This is a genomic window from Bradyrhizobium sp. WYCCWR 12699, from assembly GCF_032144035.1.
In the GTDB taxonomy this organism is placed as follows: Bacteria; Pseudomonadota; Alphaproteobacteria; order Rhizobiales; family Xanthobacteraceae; genus Bradyrhizobium.
In genome coordinates this window covers 1773-26919 of the sequence record NZ_JAVTJN010000029.1, presented here as the reverse complement: position 1 = coordinate 26919, position 25147 = coordinate 1773, and the positions used below count along the sequence as shown (strand labels likewise).

Here is a 25147-nt window from a genome sequence, read left to right as displayed (position 1 = left end):
GCGCCGACCAATATGAGCAGCAATATCGTAGCCGCGTCCTCGCCAACCTACAGCGCCGGGCGAAATCGCTAGGCTTCGTGTTGCAGGCCATCCCGGGCGACGCCAATCCGGCTGTTTCTTAGGAAGTCGATCGCGATCTTCGTCGGAACCCGGACATGAGCTTCCGCTTCATCGAAGACCATCGCGAGACCTATCCGGTCCGCCTGATGTGCGCCGTGCTCGAGGTCTCGCCGGCCGGCTATTACGCCCGGCGCGAGCGCCCGGTGAGCGAGCGGGCAAAATCAAATGCCACGCTCCGGGCAGCGATCCGGCTGGTCCATCAAGACAGCAGCGGACGCTACGGCAGCCCCCGCGTCCATGCCGCCCTGCGGGCGCAGGGCCGTGGTCCCAGTCGCGGTCGAATTGAACGGATGATGCGTCGGTACGGTATTCGCGCCATCATGGCACCGCCGCGCCGTGTGCGCACCACCGACAGCCGCCACGGTCTGCCGATCGCACCGAACCTGATCGCGCGGGACTTCACCGCGGAAGACCCGAACCGGGTCTGGCTCGCCGATATCACCTATATTCCGACCGCTGAAGGTTGGCTGTATCTGGCGGCCGTCATGGACCTGTTCAGCCGAAAGATCGTCGGCTGGGCCATGCGGGATCATATGCAGGTCGAACTTGCATCTGCCGCCCTGACGATGGCGATCCAGCAGCAACTCGCGCTCAAGTCCAGAGCGATATCTTCGCCTTCATCGAGGGCTTCTACAACCGAACCAGGCTCCATTCCGCCATCGGATATATCCCCCCGATCGAAATGGAGCTAAAAGCCGCTTAACCCGTCCACTTTTTCGAGGGAAGATCAGGATCGCTTATTATGGGCAATACACCCGCTCAGCGCTTTATCCGTTGGCGCGCTACATCAACCAGACGTTAGGTATTTGGTTGAAGCGAAAGTACAAGCGCTTCCATCACCGTTTAGGACGCGCGCGTCTCTTCCTGGAGAAGATCGTGCGTGAGAACCGCAGGCTCTTTGTGCATTGGCAACTCGGCGGTGGCGGCAAGCTTGCCTGATGGGAGCCGGGTGAGGCGAGAGTCTCACGCCCGGTTCTGCGAGAGGCTGGAGGTGAAATCCCTCCGGCCTACTCACCCCACCATCCGGATCCTGGCGAAGGGCAAATGCACGACCGGCCGGATCTGGACGTATGTGCGGGATGACCGGCCGTTCGCCGGGCCTGCGCCGCCGGCGGCGGTCTATTATGCCTCGGGCAACCGACGGGGCGAACATCCTCAGAGGCATCTGGCCGCCTTCGCCGGCATTCTGCAGGCGGATTGCTATGGCGGCTTCGAGCCGTTGTTCGATCCAAAAAGGAAAGCAATGCCGATCACTCCGGCATTTTGCCTGGCCCATGCGCGGCGGGGATTCTTCGAGCTGGCTGACATCGAGAAAGCCGCCCGGGAAGGCAAGGGCAAACCGGTCTCCCCGATCGCGCTGGAGGCGGTCAGGCGTCTTGACGCCCTGTTCGAGATCGAGCGCGCCATCAACGGCCGTGGTGCCGACGAGCGGCGTGCTGTGCGCCAGGAGCGGAGCAAGCCGCTGCTCGACGACATGCACGCCTGGCTGCTCCGCGAGCGAGAAAGCCTCTCCCGCTCCGCCGAGGTCCTGAAGCCCATGAACTACATGCTCAAGCGCTGGGACGGCTTCGTCCGCTTCCTCGACGATGGCAGGATCTGCTTGATCAACAATTGCGCTGAGCGTGCATTGAGAGGCATTGCCTTGGGAAGGCGCAACTGGACCTTCGCTGGCAGCCAACGTGGCGCCGACCGTGCCGCTATCATGCTGACGATGATCACGACCTGTCGCCTCAACGACGTCGATCCCAAGGCTTGGCTCGCCGACGTCCTCGCCCGGATCGCCGATCTTCCCACCTCGCGTCTGCGCGAACTGCTGCCCTGGGAATGGAAGCTCCTTCACCAAGCCGGCAAGTCCGCCGATCAGCAAGCCGCCTGACCTTCACGCAACGCCATCGTAGAACTCGCCGTGCTCGCGCGCATGCGTCAATCAGGCGGCCTTCGTCGTATGCGTACGCTCCTCAAGCGGTGGAATTGGTGAAAGCTCCTGTCGCGGCTTAGCCCCGGCGGATACCGACAGGCTTGGCACCACGATCGATGATTTCGGCGCGAAAGCCGTCGCCGTCGTACCCTTTGTCACCAATGAGGGCAGACATCGGTGGCGCGAGTTCCAAAAGGGCCGGCGCTGCGGCTATATCTGCATCCTGGCCTGGAGTGAGATGAAATGCGCAAGGTCTGCAGTCAGGGTCGCTCAGCGCATGGATTTTCGTGGTCCGCCCACCGCGCGAGTGGCCGATCGCTTGTTCATGCTCCCCCCCTTTTCCGCCGCTCGCCGAGCGATGCGCTTGATCGAGGTGGAGTCGATGGATAAAGTCACGCCGTCCTTGCCACAGCGGGCGAGCGCTTCAAAGATCGCCTGCCAATGTCCACGCTTGGCCGAGCGATTGAACCGATTGTAGATCGTTGTGTAAGGACCGTAGTCGGGCGGACAATCGCGCCAGCGTGCGCCGCACTGAAGCATGTGAATGATACCGCTGATGATGCGCCGATCGTCATCGCGCGCCGGGCCGGTCTGGTTCATCGGCAGATGCGGCTCTATCTGAGCCCACTGCTTGTCGTTAAGCCAAAACAGCCCTTTGCGCATCGAAGTCCCCCGTGCCGAATCAACTCGGTGCGAGGGAATCAGAACCGGCTAATTAGGTACAGACCCTAAATCCAAAGATCAAATCGCTCAAGCGGCGCGCTGCACGGGGGTCCGTCAGTGGCGAACAAAACACGCTTGCTTAGATCCATAATGATGGCGGAAAGGGTACTATTCGGATACTGCGTATCCTGGTTCGGGTGACAGCAAATGGATGCCGGGTAAGAGAAATGGTCTTTGAGGCCCAACAAAATATGATCCACATCCACCTGCCCGAGCCTTGAGCGCAGATGTCGACCAAAGCGACGGGACCGAAACGGACTGTCGGGCACAAAGCGCTCCCATTCTGAAGGTATTCGTGTTCCCGGCTCAAAATGATTTGCGTGTGAAATTACCCCATCCTCAGGATAAATGTACCGTTTGTCATTGGGGGAGCTCTCAATGTTGATAATCTCGCCATCAGCATGGCCAATCAGGTAGTTCATAGAGATGTTTCGATCAGCGCGGATAATCGCGCTTATCGCGCGGTCGAATGTCGGCGCCTGAAGGATGGACCGGCACCTCAGCTTAAACGGGGCGGTCATGAGTGCCGAGCCATCAATAGGCGAAACCAAGCTGTTGCAGACTAGCCCGATCCCAGCTTCATTCAGTCCCGCTATGGGGCCGGCGCAGCCTGCTTCGAAGATGCCCAGCCATTGCGGGTTAGCGGGCGTCACTACTTTGCCTACAAAAAGGGTGCCCCGAACTGCCGCTTGCCCATCGATCGTTTGCGCCAGCATTGTTGTATTTTGCGCGGTTACCTCGGGCATTAATCCGGCAGACGTGCAGCCATCCAAAATCCCATACGATAGATCGGCGGCTCGACGTGCCATCAGGCGTAGCCAAATCTCATGCCGGACGTTAAGCATCACAACCGTATAGAGGGGCATAAAGGCAGCGTCGGCAATTCCCCTCAGCTCTTCAACGTAGTCGGGTCGTAGATCTTCAAGGAAGCGCAACCAACCAGTTGCTTCAGCTTGAATTTGCGCAAGATTAGTTCCGTTAGCGCAAAAGCGTTTTAAATAAAAGTCAGCATTGGCCGCGATTTCCGATCGCATCAGCTCTCCTTGCTGCTGTCCCCTTTCGCGGGGTATCGCAGTAAAGACGGTAAGCTTAAGACTCATTGAAAGATCTCCTTGCATTGGTATGTCCGCTTCTACGCGGTGGGCGGAGCGACGCGATAACTCGGATCGAAGTCGTGAGCCTTGTACGGTGACCCGGATGGTGTATAGAGATCCGATGGAGAGGCTGCTGGTAGCTGAAGTGCTTGGCACGCTCATTAACTCACAAGCGTATGGCATCTAGTCTAGAGAGCGGCAATCGGTGGGGCGTTAGCTCAAGACCTTCGTCGCCGGTATTGTTCCGGCCCGCAGCCCGCAAATGCAACGACGTTAGACGATCAGTTCAGGTCCGGCGTTACGTCTAACAATTGCTTAAGTTCATAGCCTGTCATCCAGAACAGCCAATCGTTAGCGACGATATTCTCTTGCACCAGGTGAATGTCTGCTCCGCCTGGTTCATTGTGAACCGGATCATAGACGTTCTTATCCAACGACCACCGCCCAGCTAGGCCACAGAGAAAGTCGGGAGCCCACATCGCAAGACTGACGCCACGCATAGTCCCCGTCATGATCTTGAGCAGGCCCGAGCCCCTGAAGTCGGGGCGGATCCAGATATCCCCGTGGTACACCACTTTACCTGTAATGCTGCGCGCCATCTGAGCAGTACAAACGCAGCGATCTTCAGGATGTGCATCTATCGTCGGATTCGCATAGAAGAACTTCAGCGTTTCGAGGTGTGCTGCAAGGGTGGTTTGCGACAGGTCATAGAAGCGCGCGGCCTCGACGAGCGCCACTTTGTTTTCCTTATCAAAACCCACAAGCCAATACCCTTCGCCCGTTCGAATCGGTGAGCGGTCTGGCCGAAAGATGGGATAAGTATTGGGTTTGTCTGCTAGCGAGGCTGTGATCGCGATGTACTCGTTGAAATCACACCCAATGGAAAGCCTGATGCCCATTTTCGCGGCCGCGTCATCGTAAACCTGGAGAAAGCGCAGCAAGGGATTCAAGGTGTATGTCATATTTGTTAGTCCTCTGTGTGAGGCTGGTTGTATCCTTTTATCGATCCTCACTGCTCGGCCGCAAGAGATTCCTGCCTATCTACTCTTGTAGGGTGAGTGATCTAGGCCGACCGCTCGTAGCTAGGAAACGTTCTCTTCCTGGATTGCCTAAGGAAAACCATGCTGTGAAAGCGACGGCCGTGCGGACGGCATGTCCTATCGTTAGGAGCAATAGGATTGAGGCGACGCCGATCCTATGCCAGGATCATGCGTAAACTCGGCGTGAGCCGCAACGAGCTGTTCGCACAGATCGACAAGCCGGCGCTCAACGCCCTGCCGCCGATGCCATATCAGTATGCCGAGTGGAAGAAGTGCCGAGTCGCGCCCGACTATCACGTCGAGATCGCCGGTCACTACTACTCGGTGCCCTCGCGTCTGATCCGCGAAGAGCTCGAGGCGCGCGTCACCGACAGGACGGTCGAGATCCTGCACAAGGGCAGCCGGGTTGCCAGCCACGCCCGCTCTGACGTACCCCAATGCCACACCACGATCCCGGAGCACATGCCGAGCGCGCACCGGCGTTATGCCGAATGGACCCCGGCGCGGATCAAGCGAGAAGCCGCCAAGATCGGCCCTGCCACGATCGCTCTCGTCGAAGCAATCATGAAAGCCAAACCACACCCCGAGCAGGGCTTCCGGGCTTGTCTCGGCATTTTGCGGCTCGCGCGCAGCTACGGCTCGGCCCGCATCGAGGCCGCCTGCCAGCGTGGCAACGACATCGGCGCGACCACCTACGGCTCGATCAAGTCGATCCTGCAGCACGGGCTCGATCGCGCCTACGCCAACGAGAGACCGCCAGACGGCCCACCGATCCGACACGGCAATATCCGCGGCACCGATTACTACCAGTGAAGAAAGGAGAGACGATGTTGACACATCCCACCCACGACCGCCTCGTCGCGCTCGGGCTTACCGGCATGGCGAAGGCCCTCGACGAACAGCAGCGACAACCCGACATTGCCGCGCTGGCCTTCGAGGAGCGCCTCGCACTGCTCGTCGACCGTGAAGCGACCGAGCGCGAGAACAAGCGGCTGGTTGCTCGGTTGCGGTTCGCAAGTCTCCGGCAGAACGCCGTCGTCGAGGATATCGACATGAAGGCGCCGCGCGGGCTCGACAAGCCGCTGTTCCAAAAGCTCGTCGCTGGCGAGTGGATCGACCGGCATCAGAACCTGCTCATCATCGACCCGACCGGCGTCGGCAAGAGCTGGATTGCTTGCGCCTTGGGCCACAAGGCCTGCCGGGACAACCGCTCCGTGCTTTATCAACGGCTGCCGCGGCTGTTCGAGGCGCTCACTCTCGCGCGGGGCGACGGCCGCCACGCTCGCCTGCTCAGGACCCTGGCGCGCGTCGAGCTTCTGGTCCTCGACGACTGGGGACTTGCCCCGATGACTGCCGAGCAGCAACGCGACCTGTTGGAGATGATGGAGGATCGCCATGGCCGCGGCTCGACCTTGGTGACAAGCCAGCTCCCGGTCGAGCATTGGCACGAGCTCATCGGCAACCCAACCATTGCCGACGCTATCCTCGATCGCCTCGTACACAACGCCCACAGGCTCAATCTCAAGGGCGAGAGCCTGCGCAAAGCCGCCGCCAAGCGTCAGACGCTTGACGACGAGCCCGCCAACTGACCTGATGACGACGTCGTCGCGAGACCCCGCCTCGGCAGGCGGCCGGGATCATCGGAATCCACGGCCGGCTTCAATCGGTACAGGCGGCCGGCTTCGCCCGGAATCCGCGGCCGACTTCGTCGGAATACGCACCCAGCAGGTGCACGACTGGCGACGCCGGGCACGTTTGGGCCAGTTGGTGCTGCCGACTTCGGAGACGCTGTCGTTCGTGCCGGTGGTATCGGAATCGGCGCTACCGGCGGCCGCAGAGCCGACCAGGTCGCCGGAAGCAGCCATTGTGACGGTTGAGCTCCAGGGAGCACGCGTGGAGGTGCGGGGGGCGCCTGGCCTTGCTGTGTTGAGCGACGTGTTCTTAGCGCTTCGACGGACACGTTCATGCTGACGCCGCCCGCGAGCCTCATGCTTTACGTGGCGACGCAACCTGTAGACTTCAGAAAAGGTGCGGAGGGCTTGGCGCTGTTGGCGAAGGAGACGCTGGGCCATGACCCGATGAAGGGTGTGCCGGTGGTGTTCCGTGCGATGCGCTCTAACCGGGTGAAGATCGTCGTCTGGGATGGCAGCGGCCTTGTGATGTACTGGAAGCGGCTCGATGGCAGCGGCTTCAAATGGCCTCACATTGTGGCCGGCGTGATGCGGATGAATGCCGCCCAGCTGTCGGTGCTTCTGGCTGGCATGGATTGGACGCGCATGCATGCGCCTCGCGACGCACCGCCGAAAGCACTTGCGTAAAGATACAAATCTTCGCTGCATCGGGGCGCGAAGCATGGCAGACTCGGGGCAATGAGTGATTTGCCTGATGAACTGCCGAGCGATCCGGCCGAGTTGCGGGTCTTTGCCGCGGCTCTGCTGGATCGCTGCGCCAGGCTCGAGCGGTTGCTCAAGCTTGCAAAAGATGCGCAGTTCGGTCGGTCCTCGGAAAAGCTGGACGCTGATCAGCTGCAGTTTGTTCTGGAGGATATCGATCAGGCCGTCGCCGCCCTCGAAGCAGCCGAAGATCGCCCCAATCCCAGAGTTTGCGAGAAGAGAGCTGCCGCGCGCAGAGCCAACAGGGTTTAACTTCCGTGGCATTTGCCGCGCATCGTCGAAATCCTGATGCCAGCGGAGACCAGTTGCCCGTGTTGTAACGGCGACCTCTTCGAGATCAGTCACGATGAGAGTCAGAGGCTCGATGTCGTTCCGGCGCAGTATCGCGTCATCGTAACCCGCCGGCCCAAGCTGGCCTGCCGCGCCTGTCACGGCGTCGTCCTCCAGCAGGCTGCGCCCGAGCGACTGATCAGGGGAGGATTGCCCACCGAGCGGCTGGTCGCGCATGTGATCGACGCCAAGTATCATTGGCATTTGCCGCTTTACCGCCAGGCGCAGATGTTGGCGACCCACGGAATAGCGCTGGATCGTTCCACGCTCGCCTTCTGGGTCGGCTATGCGGCCCAGGAATTGAAGGCATCGTCTGCGCCAGCTTCTGCTCGCCTCCTCGAAGCTCTGTGTCGATGAGACTCCCGCACCGGTGTTAGATCCGGGGCGCGGCAGGACGAAAACTGGCTACTTCTGGGCGCTGTCACGCGATGACAGGCCCTGGGCCGGACCTGACCCACCTGGGTGGTTTACGCTTATGCACCGGGCCGTGGAGCCGTCCGGCTTGAGGCTGCTCGAAGGCTATCGCGGCATCATCCACTGCGACGGAGCTTACAAGACGATGATCCGAGAGAGGCGTGCGGACGCCCTGTCCGGGACGCTCGCCTTCTGGTCGCATCTGCGGCGCCAGTTTGTGAAGATCGAGCGCGAGGCTTCGCCGGCGCCAGCTCCGGTTGCCCGCCAGGCTCTTGAACGCATCGCCCAGCTTTACGCAGTCGAGAAGGCCCTCCGCGGCCGATCGGATGCGGAGGGCTGTGCCGGCAGGCAGGCGCATGCTCGGCCTCTCGCTACAGCCTTGAAGCAGTGGGTTGAGGCCAAGCTTGATCACCTTGCACCGAAGAGCGACACGGCGAAGGCCTTGCGTTACGCGCTCCGTCATTGGAGCGGCCTGACACTCTACCTTGATGACGGGCGCATCGAGATGGACACGAATGCTGTCGAGCGTGCGATGCGGCCGATCAAGCTCAACGCCAAGAACTCTCTTTTTGCCGGGTGCGACGAGGGCGCCGAGGATTGGGCAGTCCTGGCTTCGTTCATTGAGACAGCCCTATGCCGCGCGCGGCATAGGGCTGTTTATGCCGCCCGCCGAACTATGCCGAGTCGGGTCGTTTTCCCCAGATTTCTGGCTGACCGGCGTTTGGTCGGTTCGGCATAGTTCGTTCTGTGCCTCCGCTTTCAACAGCGGAGAACAGGAAGATGGAAGTTGAAAAGTACTTGGGCAGAAGCCGGCTGTACCGGCGTCTCAGAAGCGGGCCGCACGGACAACTCGTCGAGCGCTACGCCGCTCGTCTCATCGAAGAGAGGCTCGTTCGGCACGGCACGTGGCGTTGCCTCAACGTGGTTGGCGGGCTCCTGAGTTGGATGGCGGGCCGTCGCTACAAGCTGGTCGATCTCGATGAGCAGGTCGTTGAGCGGTACCTCCGGCATCGAGGCGGAAGGCAGTCTATCCAACCCGGTGACCGGGCCGCGCTCAAGCGATGGCTGTCGGTGCTGCGCGAGGAAGGCGTGATCGCGCCGTCGGTGCTGCCGCCTCTCACCCCGCACGAACGGATCTTCAAGGAGTTCGATGCCTACCTGCGATCAGAGCGCGGCTTGGCCCCGAGGTCCATCGTCCGCCATCTCCCGGTCATCCGCAGGTTCCTGCACGAGGTGTGCTCCGGCGGCGCCGCCCTGGGCAAGATCAGCCAAGAGGACGTGATCCGCTACATTGAGCGCCACGCCCAGGATTGGAGCCCGGGAACAGGCAAGGCGATGTGCTGGTCGTTGCGCGCCTTTCTCCGTTACCTCCACCATCGGGGGCTGAACGCGCGCCCGTTGGCGGATTGCGTTCCATCGATGCGGCGATGGAAGCTCGCAACTCTGCCGACCTATCTGCCTGCGGCACAGGTGCGGAAGGCTCTCGACGGTTGCGACCGAGAGACAGTGATGGGACGGCGGGACTACGCCATTCTGTTGTTGCTAGCCAAGCTCGGCCTGCGGGCCGACGAGGTCGCGACGCTCACCCTTGATGATATCGACTGGCGCGCCAGCGAGATACTCGTTCGCGCCAAGGGCCGACAGCGTGCACGGATGCCGATACCGCCAGACGTTGGCGCGGCCATCGTTGCATATCTCCGCAATGGCCGCCCAAAGTCGTCGTGCCGACGATTGTTCGTCCGTACGCTCGCGCCACACGTCGGCTTTGCTTCCGGATGTGCGATCACCATGATCGCCAAGGCCGCTCTCGATCGCGTTGGAATCGAAGGTTGCGCACATCGCGGCGCCCATATCTTCCGACACAGTCTCGCTACCGAGCTTCTCCGATCTGGCGCCACCTTGTCGGAGATCGGACAGTTGCTGCGGCACGAGAACCACGACACTACCCGGATTTACTCGAAGGTCGACATCGATGCGCTGAGAACATTGAGCCTGCCCTGGCCGGGAGGCGTGCAATGACCAATCTGCGCGCCGCACTCGATAAGTACCTGAGCATGCGCAAGGGTTTGGATACAAGTACGAGCACCAGACCCGTCGGCTCGCCGACTTCGTCGCCTTCATGGAGAAGCGCAAGGCGAGGATCATCACGACGAAGCTGGCCATGGAATGGGCAACGCTGCCGCCCGATCGTCATGCATCCTGGGCGCTGCGATTGAGCGACGTGCGCGGGTTCGCGCGCCATGTCGCCAACTTCGACCCGAGAACGGAGGTGCCGCCCGTCGGCATGCTGCCCGGATGGAAGCGCGCCAAGCCCTATGTTTACAGCGACGCGGAGATCGATGCGTTGCTGACGGCAGCGCTGGCTCTGCCACCAGCGGACGGGCTGCGCCGATGGACCTACCATGCCTTGTTCGGGCTGATCGCGGTGACGGGCATGCGTATATCCGAGGCGATGGGCCTGGAGCGTGATGACGTCGACCTCGACGCCGGCGTGCTGACGGTCCGGCTGACCAAGTTCGGCAAGTCGCGGCTCGTGCCATTGCATCCGACGACGAGAACCGCGCTGCGCGACTACGCCCACCGGCGCGATGCGCTGCTCGGGTCACGCTGCGGCTCGACCTTCTTCGTTGCCGAACAGGGAGGCCGCTTGCTGCACCAGTACGTTCATCGCGTCTTCTGGCGATTGTCCAGAGAGATCGGGCTGCGGCGCCCAGGTGATCGTACCGGGCCACGCGTGCATGACTTCCGTCATCGCTTCGCCATCCGGACGCTGCTCAACTGGTATCGCGAAGGCAAGAACGTCGAGCAACAACTCCCAGTGCTCTCCACTTACCTCGGCCACGTCTGCGTGCGCGACACTTACTGGTATCTCTCGGCCTGCCCCGAGTTGATGGAGGAAGCCGCGCGGCGTCTCGATCGGCGATGGGAGGTGACGCCATGAAGCCCGCTTGCAATGTCGCCACGTTGATCGAGCGCTTCTTCACCGAGCGCCTCATGCGCCAGCGCAATGTTAGCGGCAACACGATCGCCTCCTACAGAGACACGTTCCGGCTGCTGTTCATGTTCGCTCGGGTGCAGCTGCGCAAGTCCCCATCGGCCCTGACGCTCGCCGATCTGGATGCAACGTTCATCGGCGCGTTCCTCACCGATCTCGAGGTAACGCGCGGCGCCAGTGCGAAGACGCGTAACCTGCGTCTGACGGCCATCCGATCCTTCTTCAGGTTCGTGTCCTTCGAGGAACCGGCACACAGTGCGCTGATCCAGCGCGTGCTCGCCATACCGAGCAAGCGTCACGACAAGCGAAAGGTGCACTTCCTGACGCGCCCCGAGATCGAGGCGGTTCTCGCAGCGCCCGATCGAACGACGTGGCTTGGCCGCCGCGATCACACCTTGCTGTTAGTCGCGGCCCAGACAGGCTTACGCCTCTCAGAGCTGACTGGCCTTGACCGGGATGCCGTCCACCTCGGGTCTGGCGCACACGTGCGATGCGTCGGTAAAGGGCGGAAGGAGCGGACCACTCCGCTGACCACACTCGCTCGGTGTGCGCTCCAGGCATGGCTCAAGGAACCGTTGCGGAAAGGAGCAACAGCGTTGTTCCCGAACGTGCACGGGGGCCGGCTCAGTGCCGACAGCGTCCAGTCCCTGCTGGGAAAGCATGTTCGTGTCGCTCACAAGAGTTGCCCGTCTTTGAAGGCCAAGAGCGTGTCGCCGCACGTGCTGAGGCACAGCGCTGCGATGGAACTGCTGCAAGCCGGCGTCGACTGTTCTGTGATCGCGCTGTGGCTCGGTCATGAATCGGTCGAGACGACGCAGACGTACCTGCACGCCCACCTCGCCCTCAAGGAAGCTGCCCTGGCGAAGCTCAAGCCGTACGAGCGCGGCAAGCTAACCCGCTTCCAGCCGAACGACCGCCTGCTCGCCTTTCTGGAGGCGCTCTGAACGACCAGACTATGCCGAATGGAATGGGGCTGCCCTGCACGCGATCGGCGGTGCCAGCGTGACAACGGCGTGCCATACCAACTCCGTTCGGCATAGTTCGGCGGGCGGCATAAACCTGTAAGCTCAATGGCGTCAGTGCCGAGCACTGGCTCGCTGATGTTCTCGCCAATCTCGTCAATGGTTGGCCTGCGGCGCGACTGGACGAACTGCTCCCTTGGGCATCGATCTACACGATGCTTCCATACGATCCGAGGCTGGCGGCATGAGCCTGAACACGACCGCGGTCCGGATCAAGGTGACCTCAAGGACGTGAAACCGGAGGTGATGCGTCGCCTCGTCGTACCCGTCACCCTGCGCTTGGATCGGCTGCATCTGTCGCTTCAGGCGGCATTTGGCTGGACGAACAGCCACCTCTTCGAGTTCTTCGCTGGTGAGGTCCGTTGGGGGATTCCAGATCCTCACAACGATTACGCCCACCAGCCCATGGATGCCAGCAAAGCGCGGCCTTGCGATGTCGTTCGCGAGACTGGCGCCAAGACGATCCATTATCTCTATGACTTCGGCGACAGCTGGGACCATGTGATCAAGCTCGAAAAATGGTTCGAGAACACCACGACGGAGGGACTTCCCTTCTTGCTCGAAGCCGCCGGTCGTTGTCCTCCGGAAGACGTCGGCGGTGCGCCGGGTTATGCCGAATACCTTGAAGCCATCAGAGACCCTGCCCATCCGGACCACGAACATATGCGCCTCTGGGGTCCGGCGCGGTTCGATCCCAACATCGTCGACCGGAAGGCGCTCGAAGCCGCCGTCAACGCGCTGTCCGACACATGGAAACCGCGGCGACGCGCGACGCGAACAAAATAGGCGTCAAGGGCCAGTCAAAAGCCGCAGAACTGCGCTTACGGTTAAGGCAACGCAGCCGCGGATAAAATGTCCTCCAAATTTCGTAGTCCGATTCGCGGCGCATTGATCAGAACAGCCATGTTTCCGGGCCTGTGCTGATTCTTCCACATCTTCGTATGCGCTCGCGCAACTTCCTCCCACGGCAGGACCTCGCTCATACTCGGGTCGATTCGGCGATCGAGCACAAAACGGTTCGCAGCATTTGCCTGTTTGAGATTCGCGAAATGAGAACCTTGAATTCGCTTCTGGCGCATCCAGATATAACGGGCATCGAAGGTAAGATTGAAACCTGTTGTGCTGCCGCAAACGACTACCATGCCACCGCGCTTTACGACGATCGTCGAGACGGGGAATGTTTGCTCACCTGGATGCTCGAACACAATATCGATATCGCGCTTTCCAGTAACATCCCAAATTGCCCTTCCAAACCGCCGCACCTCCTTGAGCCAAGGCCCGTATTGAGGTGAATTTACTGCCGGCATAGGGCCCCAGCAATTGAATTCAGTGCGGACTATAACACCCTTTGCACCAAGCGATCTTACATAATCGGCCTTAGTCCGATCGGAAACGACTCCGATTGCATTGGCGCCGCATGCTGTTGCAAGCTGCACTGCAGATACCCCGAGCCCGCCCGTAGCACCCCAAATCAGCACGTAGTCGCCAGCCTTTAGAATGTGCGGCGGGTGTCCGAACAACATCCGGTAAGCCGTTGCAAGCGTTAGCGTGTAGCAACAGGCCTGCTCCCAGCTGAGGTGAGCTGGCTTCGGCATCAATTGCCGTGGCTGCACGCGGCAGAACTGGGCGTAAGAACCATCAGGCGTCTCGTATCCCCAGATCCTCTGGGAAGGTGAGAGGAGCGGTTCGCCACCATTGCAATCCTCATCATCCCCGTCGTCCTGATTGCAGTGGATGACCACCTCGTCCCCAACCCTCCACCGGCGCACCCTTGCTCCTACCGCCCAAACCACTCCAGCCGCATCCGATCCGGCCACATGATAGGAGCATAGGTGCACATCAAAGGGGGACATCGGCGCCCCTAACGCCGCCCACACTCCGTTATAGTTGATGCCTGCAGCAGCGACCATGACCAATACTTCATCCTCGCCGATCGGCCAAGTCGGCACCACTTCTACCAGCATCGAACTCTCTGGCGGCCCGTGGCGCTCGCGCCGTATGGTCCACGCGTACATACGTTCGGGAACGTGTCCGAGGGGCGGCACTTCGCCGACCTTGTACAAATCCTTCTGGCGGGAGGCCTGTCGTGATGTATTGGGGTCCAACTTCAACTCCTCTGCGCTGTGATGTGGTGCGCGGGCAGAGTGCTCTCCGCCTTAGTACAGTCGTCGGCCTGCGCAGCCTCTCCAAGCAAGCAGCAATTAACGTGCCGCCACAGTGAGAGGAGTAGACGGAGGCAAACGCTTAACGTGGACACGATGCAAACGGGACAGCTTCACCTTGCACCAGGATCGTCGACCGCGCCTGTCGAGGCTGCACGAAACGCTTCCATTGGAGACTTCGACTTCTAAGTCTATCTGCCACCATCCTAGCACTACGACGTCGGTAAGTCGGAGTGGACACCTCATCGAACGGTAGACCCATCCAGCCGCTTCGTCGCGGCCACAGTCAGCGTAGAGAGGACCAATCAACCCTTCTGTCATCGCGCATCCCGAACTGACGACCTTGCGACAGAGGAGATCCATGACGGCAACCAATTGTAGCTAGCGACCCTCAAGCCGAGGGCCCACGGGCAGAACAGTGCCTTTTCAGATGCGGGGTTTTGTTCCGTCTCGAGTCCTCTCAAATCCTGCGTCCTGACTTCTCCCAATAAGGATCTTTCAGCAGCCTCTTGAATAACTTGCCAGACTCTTCACGCGGAAGGCTGGTCCGGATCTCGATTATTTTCGGAATCTTGTAGTCCGCCAACACCGTCTTCAACTTCTCGCGGATGTCATGGACTCTAAGCACCTCCCGTCGGCGCGGTTCGATCACCGCCATCAGTGCCTCGCCAAAGTCCGCGTCCGGAACGCCAAACACAGCACAGTCTTGAACGCCCGGTATCATATGGAGAGCCGCTTCGATCTCCGCGGGATAAATGTTGACACCGCCTGAGATTACAACCTCCCGTTTTCGGTCACAAAGAAATACATATCCATCAGCGTCGATATAACCGAGGTCACCGGAAGCAGTGAAACCGTCGTCATCGGCCTCGGCAGAGCTCCCAGGTCGATTGTGGTACTTGAACCGTGGGTACCATACGTTGCGTGAACAGATTTCTCCTATTTGTCCGGCCGACAATTCTCTTCCGTCTGCACCAATCACACGCAGCTGAACGTGCTCTAGCGGCTTGCCGACCGTTCCCGGCTTTGCAAGTGATTCTCGCGAACTCGCAAATGTTACCGCACCGGCCTCCGTCGAGCCGTAGAACTCGCATATAATGGGGCCCCACCAATTTATCATGGCATTCTTCACGATCGGGGGGCAGGGCGCAGCCCCGTGGACTACGTGTCGCAAGGACGCGAGATCATAGCTTCGTCGAATACTGTCGGGCAGCTGCAGAAGGCGAATAAACATAGTCGGCACCATCAAGATGGTGTCGATCCTCTCCGCCTCTATCAGCCGCAACAACTCTTCAGGCTCGAACCGCGGCATCAGCACAAGCGCACCACCGCGGCGGCTGAACCACATTCCAAATAAATTCGGCGCTGAATGATAAAGCGGGCCTGGGAGTAGCGCGCGAGTGCCAGATCCATAGACTATGGCTCGCATTTCCTCCAATCCGATCGCCTGCTCGCTGGTTGGTGGGCTACGACGCACGCCTTTAGGACAACCAGTCGTTCCTGAGGTGTAGATCATCGTCATCGGCTGCCGCGCGGGCGCTCCTGCAAAGAGCGGCTGATCCGCTATCCACTCTTCAAAATCCCGCGCGAAGTGCGGCACTTTGAGGCGCGTCCCTTCAATCTTGTACGCCTCTGCTACTTCGGGCGGCGTCGGAACGCTTAGAATTGGCAATCTGCTAGCGAGATCGGCATCCAACAAATGCAAGAGGTCCGCGTGGCCTATTAGCAAACGTGCTCCACAGTCGGCCAGAATGTACCCGATCTCCTGTCGCTTGAAATGCCAGTTTACAGGTACTGCAAGGGCTTCGGCTCTCATGATCCCATCGGTAACTTCGACGAATGCGATATCATTCCGCATTAAGATGCATACACTGTCCCCTTTCCCAATGCCGAAGCGCTTGAGCCCCCCAGCAACGCGAATTGCGCGATCTGAAACCTCAGAATGACGGCGGCGCCTCTTACCTGAGATAATACCCCGAAATCGTTTAGACGGCTGATACATCGCTCTTCCTTTAGTGGAGAAGGGCGACGTCGACGATCCGGCCGTTGGCTGGACATGCCCGAGACACGTGCCCTGCCTTGCCTCAGAGCAAAGCGCGTGCCGATTTCATACAAATTGGGACAGTGTAGAAACGCAAGAGACACCTCAGCTGCTCTGACAACTACTATGCTTTTTCTGACACTCGTGTTTGTCCGCCGCACGCGGGTACCTTTTCATCCGGCTTCACCACTCTGGAGCCCGCGTCGACATTATGGCAAGGCGCGTCGGCCCCCTTTTCCTGCAACACAAGCTCGCAATCGGAGAACTAAACTCAATCCCATTCGATGTGTTGGAATCGGCTTACTGACCGGCGACGACTTATCTGATGTCGGTCCACAGACTTGGTTGTCCCAATATCGCGATCATGATGATGATGGAGATCGACCTGAAGTCGCTGACGAGGGTCGAAATACAGTGCAGGCTAGCTGCGAACCCGGGTCGTGTTGGCTTTCTTGCAGAGGGCAGAACCAGAAGGAGACGACCACATGGACCTGAAGTCCGAAATGGGAGAAGTGGCGGCGCCCGATTCCCGCATCGAAGCCGGTGATCGCGCGAGGGAAACTGCCCCAAGACGACCAACCATCGGAGTTTTCGCGGCACGGTAAAGGCCAGCGGCGGCCGGTATCGACATGCACCGCATTCGCCGGCCTTCCGGCTCCCCGCGCCTCGGATCAGAGAGATTCAGGCTCGACCGATCCGTACGTCTTGATCGACATTCGCGATGCCGTCGGATTTTAGGGCTCCCCAAGGATCGTTTCGTGTGCGGACACACAGTAGTAGCCTCAAGTCATGCTTTGGGCCGCAGCGCGCCGATGTTGCCGATGCGTCCTGGCCACCCAGCCGCAAGGAGCCATGACTACAAGCTGCATGGCGCCAAATCGCTATTCACGTTTAACATTGCGAGGCAAACGCCGAACTGGCACTGCGAATAACCCGAAAGAAACACCTAGATACTACTCAGTAACTGGTTTCAAGTTATTATTACAGCCGCCTCAGGCTTTGAACCGCAGGAGGTCATGGCCCGAAGCTGACTTGAGGCTTTAATCGTTAGGTTGTTTGGACCACAAAGAGTTGACCGTGACACTCTGCGCGGCTGGTTGGATTGACCGCAAGTGCCAGCCCTGAGTGACCCAGCAGCCCCGCTCTTCCCAACGGGGACTGTCGCAGATGCGACAGCTGTCCGCCTCATGGCGCCTTCCCTTCGGCAAATTCACTCAGACTTTCATTGTGGCACAGGTTTTGAAAGGACTTGCTCATCTGCCGGGACGGTAGAAAACGCCCCAATGACAGAGCACTACCTTACGGCACTTCGGCGCATCCTACACTGCGCACTTAACCTCAAGACTAGCTGGACAGCGTTAGCGATACTTTCTTGGAGAGAGAGACGCACCAGCGCGCGGCGCTCACTATGGCGGCTTCCGTACGTTCATCATGTCTTCTTCCAAACCAACATGCACCTTAGCACGTTGATCGCGTTTTCGTTGTCAACGGACACAGGCTCGCTTGGGCCTACCAATGACGGCACTAGCATCGAACCGGGGCACCGTATCCTGAGGGCTGCGACGCACCTGGTTCTACCTTCTTTACAGAATCAACACCTTTTGCACTCGACGCCCAACATCGCGGGACCGTGGGCTCGAGGCGGGCAGGCGTCTTCACCGAGCACGAAATACACCAAATGAAGCAGCTTTCTGCCTTGCGTCGCAATCCAAGGACACGAACGGTTTTGAGTAGATTCGCTGTCGAGCTCCGTGCGACCGCGGTGTTGGCTTGGCCAATGGCACTGGCGCAGCTTGCTCAGGTCGCAATGATGGCGACGGATCTTGCCTTTGTTGGTCGTCTTGGGCCCCGGGAGCTCGCGGCCGCAGCATTGGCCACCACCCTGTATGTCATAAGCTTCACGTTCGGCGCCGGGTTACTGACGCCGATCGCACCTTTGACGGCACAATCTCTTGCCGGCAAGGGTGCGGCCGATGTGCCGCGTGCACTGCGCATGGGGCTTTGGCTGGCCCTGCTTTTCTCGTTGCCTATTATGGCTGTTTGTACGGCAGGCGAACAAGTTCTGCTCGCCCTCGGTCAGGAACATTGCGCAGCACGGCTATCTCAGCAGTACCTGCTTGGACTCGCGTGGGGCGTGACGCCAGCGCTGTGGTTTCAGGCCATTCGACATTTCATGGGCGCAGTGGGACGGCCGCAACCGATCTTCCGAATTACCCTGGCCGCTATCCCGGTCAACGCGGCCATTGTTTATCTTCTGGGCTTCGGAAAGCTCGGGCTGCCACCACTAGATCTTCTTGGCGTCGGCATTGCGACCGCCCTCGTAAATTGGGGCATGTTCGTAGCAGCTCTATGGCCCGCAATAGCTTGCCGCCCGTTCCGCGACTACCAGGTGCTTGCGCACCTGTGGCACTTCGACTGGCCGCTCCTACGAGCGATCATTTTGATCGGAGCGCCGATCTCGGTAGCAGTCATCATGCAATACGGCGTGTTCGCCGCCGCCGCACTCCTTGTAGGTAGGATCAGCCCGAGCGCGCTTGCCGCTCATCAGATTACGATGCAGATCGCCACAATCGCCTACACGGTGCCCTTCGGCATCAGCATGGCGGCCGCAGTGCGGGTCAGTCATGCGGTCGGGCACAATGACGCCTCCGGTATCAAGCGCGCAGGCCTGGCTGCGATCCTGCTCGGTGTTTTGGCCTCTGCGCTTGTGACGGTTGGGGTCATTGCGACGCGTTTTCGGATCGCCGCGTTTTTCTTAAACAAGTCACTGAACGACACGGACACGGCAATCGGACTGACGTCATCCCTCCTTATGGTTGCCTCAAGCTTTTTCGTAGCTGATGCAGCGCAGGTCATTGCGGGTGGCGGGCTCCGTGGGCTGAAAGACACGGCAAAACCGCTTCTGTTCGCAATCTTTGCGTACTGGCTAATCGGCTTCCCGGTCAGTTTCGCCTTGAGCTGGGTCTTTGGTGCAATTGGAGTCTGGATCGGGTTATCCGCCGGCGCAATTACCTATGCAGGTTTCCTCGTCACCCGTTTTCTGTTGCTGGCAAGTCGCTTTACTGTATAGGCCGCTCCTATGCCTCTTAAACCCAAGGAGAAGATTCCGTGCTCGCGCGTGCCTCCGGGGTGAACTTCATGTTCGGCCTTTAAGCAATGAAACGCTGACTGCAGCAGCATTTTTAGCGTTTCGACGGGAGATACTCTCATTACGAAGGCCGCCTTACGAATCGGAGGAGGCCGCCGGCCACGAAAACAGTCATACAAAAACGGGGTTGCACACCGTCCTCACCATGAGCTTACCATCGGGGCTCCCAGTGACTGAATACATCCGTCACAATCTGAGCCCCGATGGTAAGCTCACGGTGCGGGCGTCGAAACTAGCGGCCGGGATGACGCAGCCGGAACACCAGGACGAATTCCTGTGCGAAGTCCCGGAGGGTGCGAAGTTCGTATGGGATCAGTAAATCGAGGGTGTGAGTGACGCTCGATGTAGATGTGATCTGTACTGCGGCCATATTCCATAGCTCGTGTGGCAGCGAGCGAACGGGGCCTTCGTTCAGAACCGTCGCTCATATAAGAGCGCGTATTCCGCTTTTAAATGACAACGGGCAAATATCCCGGCCTCCTCGGTTGTTGATTTACTCAGCGCAGCGGCAGGGCGCTATTTTCGCGCCGTTGGCGCACGCGCAACAATAGTCCCCTTCCTACAAGGAAAGAGCGATCATGGCTAAAGTCCCTCCATTCCATTCGATCAAACCCTATTCAACGAATGTCTATCATGACAACGACAAGTGCACTGAAGGCAACAACATCGAATGGCAGTATCGCCTTCTGGCGCAGCCGGTCGGCCCCGTTGCGAGCCACTGCATCCGGCTTGCCTGACTTCAACGGTGGTCGTGGTGTACGGCGCAAGCAGTCCCACGCTTCGTGATTATCCAATGCGGCACCGAACAACCTTGTTGGGGAGCACGTCCGCTTCCATCACCATCGGAAGCAATATTCGCGCTTTGGCGGCCTTCTTTCCGGCGATAGTTAGCGCAAAACGCCGACAAGTCGCATCCGATATGGATTCTAGCCTGCCCGAGCCGCCCCTGTCTTCAAAGGCTCGGGTCCTGTCGCAAACGCAACACTATAGCGACCGTATCGCACCACGCTCCTCGGCGGCAGGTATTCTAATAAGTTGGGCAGTTCCGAGGTCTGTTTGGGCGAGCTACGAGATCGGTTTGCCCTTAGCAAGTCGGCACATGCAAGACAACTGTGGGTCCACGCTGCTTCAGGCCAGCCTTTGGCAAGGATTTCGCAGGAGATCCCAGCAGATATTGCCGGATTCGCCAAGAGAGCCGATGCCCATCAATGATGAATTGGCTGCCATGCGTAGTCATCGTAACCGCATTCACCGCTACAGCCAGCTCCTGGAACGCGAGCTGCCAGAGCACGATCGCAGCTATTTGGAAGGACGCTTGTCTGAAGAATGCCGCGCGCTTAGACGCCTGACAGACGCCGTTTTTCCCATCGCGCTTGGACTCCCGCGCAGAATTACTCTTTCCGTACGGTCAGCCGAGTAGAGTAGGCGGCTAGCACGTGGCTAAAATCCAGGTCACGCTGCCCGACTGTGCCATACCGTAAACCCAACGGCTCGCCACTCGTAAGCTAGTCCCCCGTGAAGTAACGCGAACAGCCTGAAGTTACGGGCTAGTTCGAGGAATGCCGGCGATTGATTTTGCCGGCAATCGCGATGGCGAGGCCGATTTCCTTGCAAGATCGAATGAGGTATTCCGTCGAATTCAATCGTGATCCTCTGCTCGTCGGAGTGCATGAGCGGAGGTTTTGATGCGGCCACGGGAGCGGCGCGAGACCGGCGAGCAGGATCTGTTTCGCTCCCTGCTCGATCAGATCATCGATAGAAAGCATTCGCTGGCGACGCTGGCGCGCACGGTGGATTGGGGCTTCCTGGAGCAGGCGTTCGGAATGGTCTACACGGACGGTCCTAGCCAGTCGCCGCTGCCGACGCGCTTGATCGCAGGGCTCGGGATCCTTAAGCACACCTATGACCTGTCCGACGAGGTCCTGTGCGAGCGCTGGGTGGAGAACCCCTATTACCAGTTCTTCTGCGGCGAGGAGTTCTTCCAGCACCGGCTACTGGTGTTCGATCACTCGTCGTTGAGGCGCTAGCGCAACCGTATGGGCGAGGAGCGGCTTCAGGCCCTGCTAAGAGAGCCTGTCGGTTGCCGTCAGGACCAAGGCGATCGAACCGTCGGAGTTCTCCCGGGTGATGGTCGACACGACGGTGCAGCCCAAGAATGTGATGTTTCGGACTGATGCCAAGCTTCTGAACCGAGCGCGCGAGAAGCTGGTGCGGCTGGCGCAGCTCACCCGGGTGCGTTTACTCCAGTCCTATGCGAGGGTGGGCAAGTTCGCCCAGATAAAACATTAGCGCTACGCCCATGCCAAGCGGTTCAAGCGTGCCAGGCGGGCGCTGAGACGATGCGTACCTATTTCGGCCGGGTAATGTGTCATTGTCAAGCTCACATTTTTGAACTCTCCAACGGCAAGGTGGTAGCGCTCGTGCCGTCGCAGCTGGTCAGGGTTGCGGAGACGGCACGGGCGCGGGTGATACATGGTTTGCCGGCCAGGCTTGGGATCGCTCGGACCGGTTGACGTCGTCGCTGGGGTCATGGTCCTTTCCGAGGTCGCGCAGCGCCTCATGATGATGTCCGGGTCGGGTGCCTCAACGTCTGCAGCGGAGTACGGTCAAGCCGCCACCAGCCGAATGAACGAGGTCGCCACAACACCGTCCCAGCTGGACATCGCCAGTCCGGCGGACCGGACCAGGAACTTCACAAATCGGATCAGGCTTCCTTCGCCTGGCCCCAGTCGAACGATGTGCCGTCTACCCAGATACAGTGAAGAACTAGGGCGATCTTCCGCGCGATAGCAACCTTTGCCTTTCTCATGCCAATCCGCTTGGCAAGCTTCATTCCCCAAGCCTTGAGAGAAGACCATTTCTTCGTCCGATAAAGCAGAACTGTCGCCGCTTCGAACAGGTAAGTTCGGAGAAGACGGTCGCCCCATCGGGATATCTTGCCATTGATATCCGTTTCGCCAGACTGACTGCGCCGCGGTGTAAGACCCAGATAGGCGCCGACGCTCGATGCTGATCGGAATCGCGATGGGTCATCGATCGTATGCCGGAACGTCAAGGCAGTCACCACACCAACACCAGGAACCGTCATTAAGCGACGCGTCGTCTCATCCGACCTCGCAAGCTGTCGGACTTCATCGTCGAACTTGCTTTGCTGCTTGCAGATCTGCTCATGGATCGACAGAAGCGGCGCGATCACACCGAGGAGCTGATGACCGTCAGCCAACAGGTCACGGACCAGATTGCGGAACTGCAGGCCTATCGCGCGTGGAAACAGCAGCCCGGATTCTTTGATCAGGCTGCGGACCTGGTTTTCGATATCTCGACGAATGGCCACGAGCCGGGATCTCGCGACGAGTATCGCGCGAATCTTCTGACTTTCCTCGCTCTTGACTTTGACTTCTCGATACCAGCCAACTCGCACCAGTTCGGCCAGACCTCGAGCATCATTCTGATCGCTCTTGTTCATGCGTACCGACAAGGCCGCGTGGGCATGCCGAGCGTCGATGCAAACCACCGGAAGATCGACCCTGCGAAGTTCATGCCACAGCCAACTCGCCATCGCGCCGGTCTCAAAGCCGATGCGCTCCGCCTGTGGCGCCCGCTTGCGAAGCAGTGCCGTGAGCGCCCCCGGGTCGGACTTGGCCTTCCCCTCGAACAAGACCTCGCCCTCTTCATTGACCACGCACATCGAAGTTTCTTTTTGCGATACATCGAGTCCGACATATTGCTTCATGACAGGTTCTCCGAATCGGTTGATTGCGAGAGCTCGATTCTAATGGAGCTTTTCGTGCCCACGAGCGCTGACCGCAATTACGTCATCGTTTGCAATATTGACCCCCCGTATTGCCTCACCTGAGGATGTTACTTTCGCTTGACGGATGTAGACCCCACTGTCAGCCGGTCCGAGGTTGCGTCATTGCTCGCAGGATCGGAGGGACTGGGGGACGTCGCGGAATGCCCATCACACGCAGCGGCGGCCCCAGTCCCGGGATCACCGGCCAGTGCCGCACCCTCAGCCGTGCGCGGGATGATCGTCTCGGCTGCTTTGCGTCTGAGCGATCGCAACAATCGCTGCACGATGGTGTGCTGCGGCGGACCGAATTGTTCGGGGCGTTGTTCAGCGAGGCGACCGAGAATTGCCAGCGCGGTTAGACGGGGCTCGGCCGCCAGCCAGCGCTCGATGTCGGCGAGGTGCGGATCGAGCATTGATGGCATTCTCATGCGCTTTTTGTATGGCTTGTGCAGACGCCGATGGATGATGCGCTGCTCCCCCAAATGCACATCATTGCCGAGCCTCTTCGCGAACGCTGCTGCGTTCGTTGTCGGTACCGGTGGGCTGGCTGCTGCCACGAGCTTGCCCGCTCGGGCGTCGACGCGCGTGCCGAGCTCCGCCTGGGCGTCTCTCATCTCGGCCAGCAGGGCCACAGGATCGAGCGTGCGATAAAGCTCTCGAAGACGCCGTTTGACGACCTTGCTCAACCTCGGATGCGCCAGTGCGCGTTCATAGGGCGTGGCTGGAACATGATAGCGCTTGATCACTTTGGCGCCCTCGCGTCGCTTGTCCTTCAGCTTGGGGAATGTCCGAAGTTTTGTGTAAGCGATCGACGACGGCAATCAGGATAGAAGGCAAAGGTAGCCGTTGCCCGGAAGATCGCCGTAATCCTGCACTGTATCTGGGTCGACGGCACATCGTTCGACTGGGCCAGGCGAAGGAGGCCTAACCCTATTTTTTAAGTTCCTGGTCCGGCCTGCCGGACTGGCGATGTCCGCTGGGACGGTGGTCGTGGCGACGGCTCCAGCATCTGCTGGTGGGCTTCGATCGGAATGCTGCTGTATGTTGGAGGGCTCTCGAAAAGATCCCCCTGACGACGCAGTTGCCCAGTGTCGCCCGATCAAGCCGCAGGCCCTGGCGCGCATAGATCTCGGACTGGCGGTAGAACGGCGTATGGTCGCCAAACTTGGAGACGATGTAGCGCGGCAATCTGGGTAGGAGGTGCGCGGCGATCAGGATGGCGAGGCAGTGTCGCGGCCTGATGATGATTGCCGCGATGATTGTCGCGCGCAAGAGTTTTGTTGAACTCTGATTGTCGCGCAGCGTCAATCAGCGACGGTTTTAGGTGTCGCGTGCGATGGCGGCCGTCCTGGACCGCGTTTTCGTTCGAGGGCGGTCCGTCTGCGATAGCTCTCGACGTTCATCTCGACGATGGTTGCGTGGTGAACGAGGCGATCGATAGGCGAGGGTCATGGCGGGATCCGGGAAGACCCTGTTCCATTCGCCGAATGGCTGATTGGCGGTGATCAGCATCGAGCGGCGCTCGTAGCGTGCACTGATGAGCTCGAACAGCACGCTGGTCTCGGCCTGATCCTTGGTGACGTAAGCGAGATCATCAAGGATCAGGAGATCGAAGCGATCGAGACGATTGATGGCCGCCTCGAGGGTGAGCTCGCGTCGCGCCAGCTGGAGCTTCTGCACGAGATCGGTGGTGCGGGTGAAGAGGACGCGCCATCCGTTCTCGATGAGGGCCAGGCCAATCGCTGCCGCCAAGTGGCTCTTTCCGCCGCCGGGCGGGCCGAACAACAGCAAATTGGCGCCCTTGCCCAGCCAGCTGTCACCGGCGGCGAGCGCCATCACTTGCGCCTTCGAGATCATCGGCACGGCTTCGAAGTCGAAGCTATCGAAGGTCTTTCCGGCGGGCAAACGTGCTTCGACAAGGTGTCGTTCGATCCGACGGCGTCCGCGTTCGGCG

The 25147-nt window shown here is 59.7% G+C and carries 17 protein-coding genes and 10 pseudogenes; 18 read left to right on the top strand and 9 right to left on the bottom strand.

Going from position 1 to position 25147, the window contains the following annotated elements:
* Positions 1-152: 152 nt before the first annotated feature.
* The 3 genes and pseudogenes from RPS27_RS10680 to tnpC (RPS27_RS10670) all read left to right on the top strand — a co-directional run.
* Positions 153-812: pseudogene (locus RPS27_RS10680) on the top strand (IS3 family transposase); the annotation flags it as partial.
* A gap of 82 nt (positions 813-894) precedes the next feature.
* A complete protein-coding gene (locus tag RPS27_RS10675) occupies positions 895-1059 on the top strand; it encodes a hypothetical protein (RefSeq protein ID WP_164934318.1) in 165 nt (54 codons plus the stop codon).
* Between the two features lie 79 nt (positions 1060-1138).
* Positions 1139-1996: pseudogene (gene tnpC / locus RPS27_RS10670) on the top strand (IS66 family transposase); the annotation flags it as partial.
* A gap of 136 nt (positions 1997-2132) precedes the next feature.
* On the opposite strand, the pseudogene RPS27_RS10665 reads toward tnpC (RPS27_RS10670), so the two are convergent.
* The 3 genes and pseudogenes from RPS27_RS10665 to RPS27_RS10655 all read right to left on the bottom strand — a co-directional run.
* A pseudogene (locus RPS27_RS10665) lies at positions 2133-2701 on the bottom strand (IS5 family transposase); the annotation flags it as partial.
* 65 nt (positions 2702-2766) lie between these two features.
* The gene (locus tag RPS27_RS10660) at positions 2767-3861 is read right to left on the bottom strand and encodes a C45 family peptidase (protein WP_164934298.1); all 1095 of its coding nucleotides are present in this window, start codon (positions 3859-3861) and stop codon (positions 2767-2769) included.
* Positions 3862-4136: 275 nt separating this feature from the next.
* Positions 4137-4817, bottom strand: coding sequence for a hypothetical protein (locus tag RPS27_RS10655; RefSeq protein WP_128929867.1), 681 nt, complete (start codon positions 4815-4817; stop codon positions 4137-4139).
* A gap of 216 nt (positions 4818-5033) precedes the next feature.
* On the opposite strand from RPS27_RS10655, the gene RPS27_RS10650 reads away from it, so the two are divergent.
* From RPS27_RS10650 to RPS27_RS10600, 10 genes and pseudogenes are all read left to right on the top strand, one after another.
* Entirely contained in the window at positions 5034-5708 is a 675-nt protein-coding gene (locus RPS27_RS10650; protein WP_164939080.1) for a transposase, read from the top strand.
* A 14-nt stretch (positions 5709-5722) separates the two neighbouring features.
* On the top strand, positions 5723-6484 hold the full coding sequence (gene istB / locus RPS27_RS10645; RefSeq protein ID WP_128929869.1) for an IS21-like element helper ATPase IstB: 762 nt from the start codon (positions 5723-5725) through the stop codon (positions 6482-6484).
* A gap of 375 nt (positions 6485-6859) precedes the next feature.
* The gene (tnpB, locus tag RPS27_RS10640) at positions 6860-7213 is read left to right on the top strand and encodes an IS66 family insertion sequence element accessory protein TnpB (protein WP_128929870.1); all 354 of its coding nucleotides are present in this window, start codon (positions 6860-6862) and stop codon (positions 7211-7213) included.
* A 51-nt stretch (positions 7214-7264) separates the two neighbouring features.
* Positions 7265-7540 carry a transposase gene (locus RPS27_RS10635; protein WP_232995629.1) on the top strand — a complete coding sequence of 92 codons (276 nt, stop codon included), beginning with the start codon at positions 7265-7267 and terminating at the stop codon, positions 7538-7540.
* A 36-nt stretch (positions 7541-7576) separates the two neighbouring features.
* Positions 7577-8771 (top strand): annotated as a pseudogene (gene tnpC, locus RPS27_RS10625) (IS66 family transposase).
* Positions 8772-8812: 41 nt separating this feature from the next.
* Entirely contained in the window at positions 8813-10051 is a 1239-nt protein-coding gene (locus tag RPS27_RS10620; RefSeq protein ID WP_128929871.1) for a tyrosine-type recombinase/integrase, read from the top strand.
* Positions 10048-10973: pseudogene (locus tag RPS27_RS10615) on the top strand (tyrosine-type recombinase/integrase). Before RPS27_RS10620 ends, RPS27_RS10615 begins: the two are co-directional and overlap by 4 nt.
* Positions 10970-11971, top strand: coding sequence for a tyrosine-type recombinase/integrase (locus RPS27_RS10610; protein ID WP_128929872.1), 1002 nt, complete (start codon positions 10970-10972; stop codon positions 11969-11971). The pseudogene RPS27_RS10615 and the gene RPS27_RS10610 overlap by 4 nt, the downstream one beginning before the upstream one ends.
* Positions 11972-12084: 113 nt before the next feature.
* Positions 12085-12237, top strand: a pseudogene (locus tag RPS27_RS10605) (transposase domain-containing protein); the annotation flags it as partial.
* 58 nt (positions 12238-12295) lie between these two features.
* Positions 12296-12835: a plasmid pRiA4b ORF-3 family protein gene (locus RPS27_RS10600; RefSeq protein WP_246767934.1), complete on the top strand. Its 540-nt coding sequence runs from the start codon at positions 12296-12298 to the stop codon at positions 12833-12835.
* 41 nt (positions 12836-12876) lie between these two features.
* Here the strand turns inward: RPS27_RS10600 and ccrA are convergent, their stop codons facing one another.
* Both ccrA and RPS27_RS10590 read right to left on the bottom strand, forming a co-directional pair.
* Positions 12877-14154: a crotonyl-CoA carboxylase/reductase gene (ccrA, locus tag RPS27_RS10595; RefSeq protein WP_232995631.1), complete on the bottom strand. Its 1278-nt coding sequence runs from the start codon at positions 14152-14154 to the stop codon at positions 12877-12879.
* Between the two features lie 517 nt (positions 14155-14671).
* Positions 14672-16213, bottom strand: a complete 1542-nt coding sequence (locus RPS27_RS10590; RefSeq protein WP_128929873.1) for an acyl-CoA synthetase — start codon at positions 16211-16213, stop codon at positions 14672-14674.
* 1717 nt (positions 16214-17930) lie between these two features.
* Here RPS27_RS10590 and RPS27_RS10585 point away from each other — a divergent pair.
* From RPS27_RS10585 to RPS27_RS10570, 4 genes and pseudogenes are all read left to right on the top strand, one after another.
* The gene (locus RPS27_RS10585) at positions 17931-19322 is read left to right on the top strand and encodes an MATE family efflux transporter (protein ID WP_128929874.1); all 1392 of its coding nucleotides are present in this window, start codon (positions 17931-17933) and stop codon (positions 19320-19322) included.
* A 656-nt stretch (positions 19323-19978) separates the two neighbouring features.
* Entirely contained in the window at positions 19979-20137 is a 159-nt protein-coding gene (locus RPS27_RS10580; protein WP_164934297.1) for a hypothetical protein, read from the top strand.
* A 461-nt stretch (positions 20138-20598) separates the two neighbouring features.
* Positions 20599-20820 (top strand): hypothetical protein, encoded by a 222-nt coding sequence (locus tag RPS27_RS10575; protein ID WP_128929875.1) that lies wholly within the window; start codon positions 20599-20601, stop codon positions 20818-20820.
* A gap of 265 nt (positions 20821-21085) precedes the next feature.
* Positions 21086-21766 (top strand): annotated as a pseudogene (locus RPS27_RS10570) (transposase); the annotation flags it as partial.
* Between the two features lie 338 nt (positions 21767-22104).
* Here RPS27_RS10570 and RPS27_RS10565 read toward each other — a convergent pair.
* Both RPS27_RS10565 and RPS27_RS10560 read right to left on the bottom strand, forming a co-directional pair.
* The gene (locus RPS27_RS10565) at positions 22105-23133 is read right to left on the bottom strand and encodes an IS110 family transposase (protein ID WP_128929876.1); all 1029 of its coding nucleotides are present in this window, start codon (positions 23131-23133) and stop codon (positions 22105-22107) included.
* A gap of 128 nt (positions 23134-23261) precedes the next feature.
* Positions 23262-23939: a hypothetical protein gene (locus tag RPS27_RS10560; protein WP_128955123.1), complete on the bottom strand. Its 678-nt coding sequence runs from the start codon at positions 23937-23939 to the stop codon at positions 23262-23264.
* An 84-nt stretch (positions 23940-24023) separates the two neighbouring features.
* On the opposite strand from RPS27_RS10560, the pseudogene RPS27_RS10555 reads away from it, so the two are divergent.
* Positions 24024-24134: pseudogene (locus RPS27_RS10555) on the top strand (IS110 family transposase); the annotation flags it as partial.
* A gap of 132 nt (positions 24135-24266) precedes the next feature.
* Here the strand turns inward: RPS27_RS10555 and RPS27_RS10550 are convergent.
* Together RPS27_RS10550 and istB (RPS27_RS10545) are read right to left on the bottom strand one after the other, a co-directional pair.
* Positions 24267-24369: pseudogene (locus tag RPS27_RS10550) on the bottom strand (transposase); the annotation flags it as partial.
* A 128-nt stretch (positions 24370-24497) separates the two neighbouring features.
* Positions 24498-25147 (bottom strand): annotated as a pseudogene (istB, locus tag RPS27_RS10545) (IS21-like element helper ATPase IstB); the annotation flags it as partial.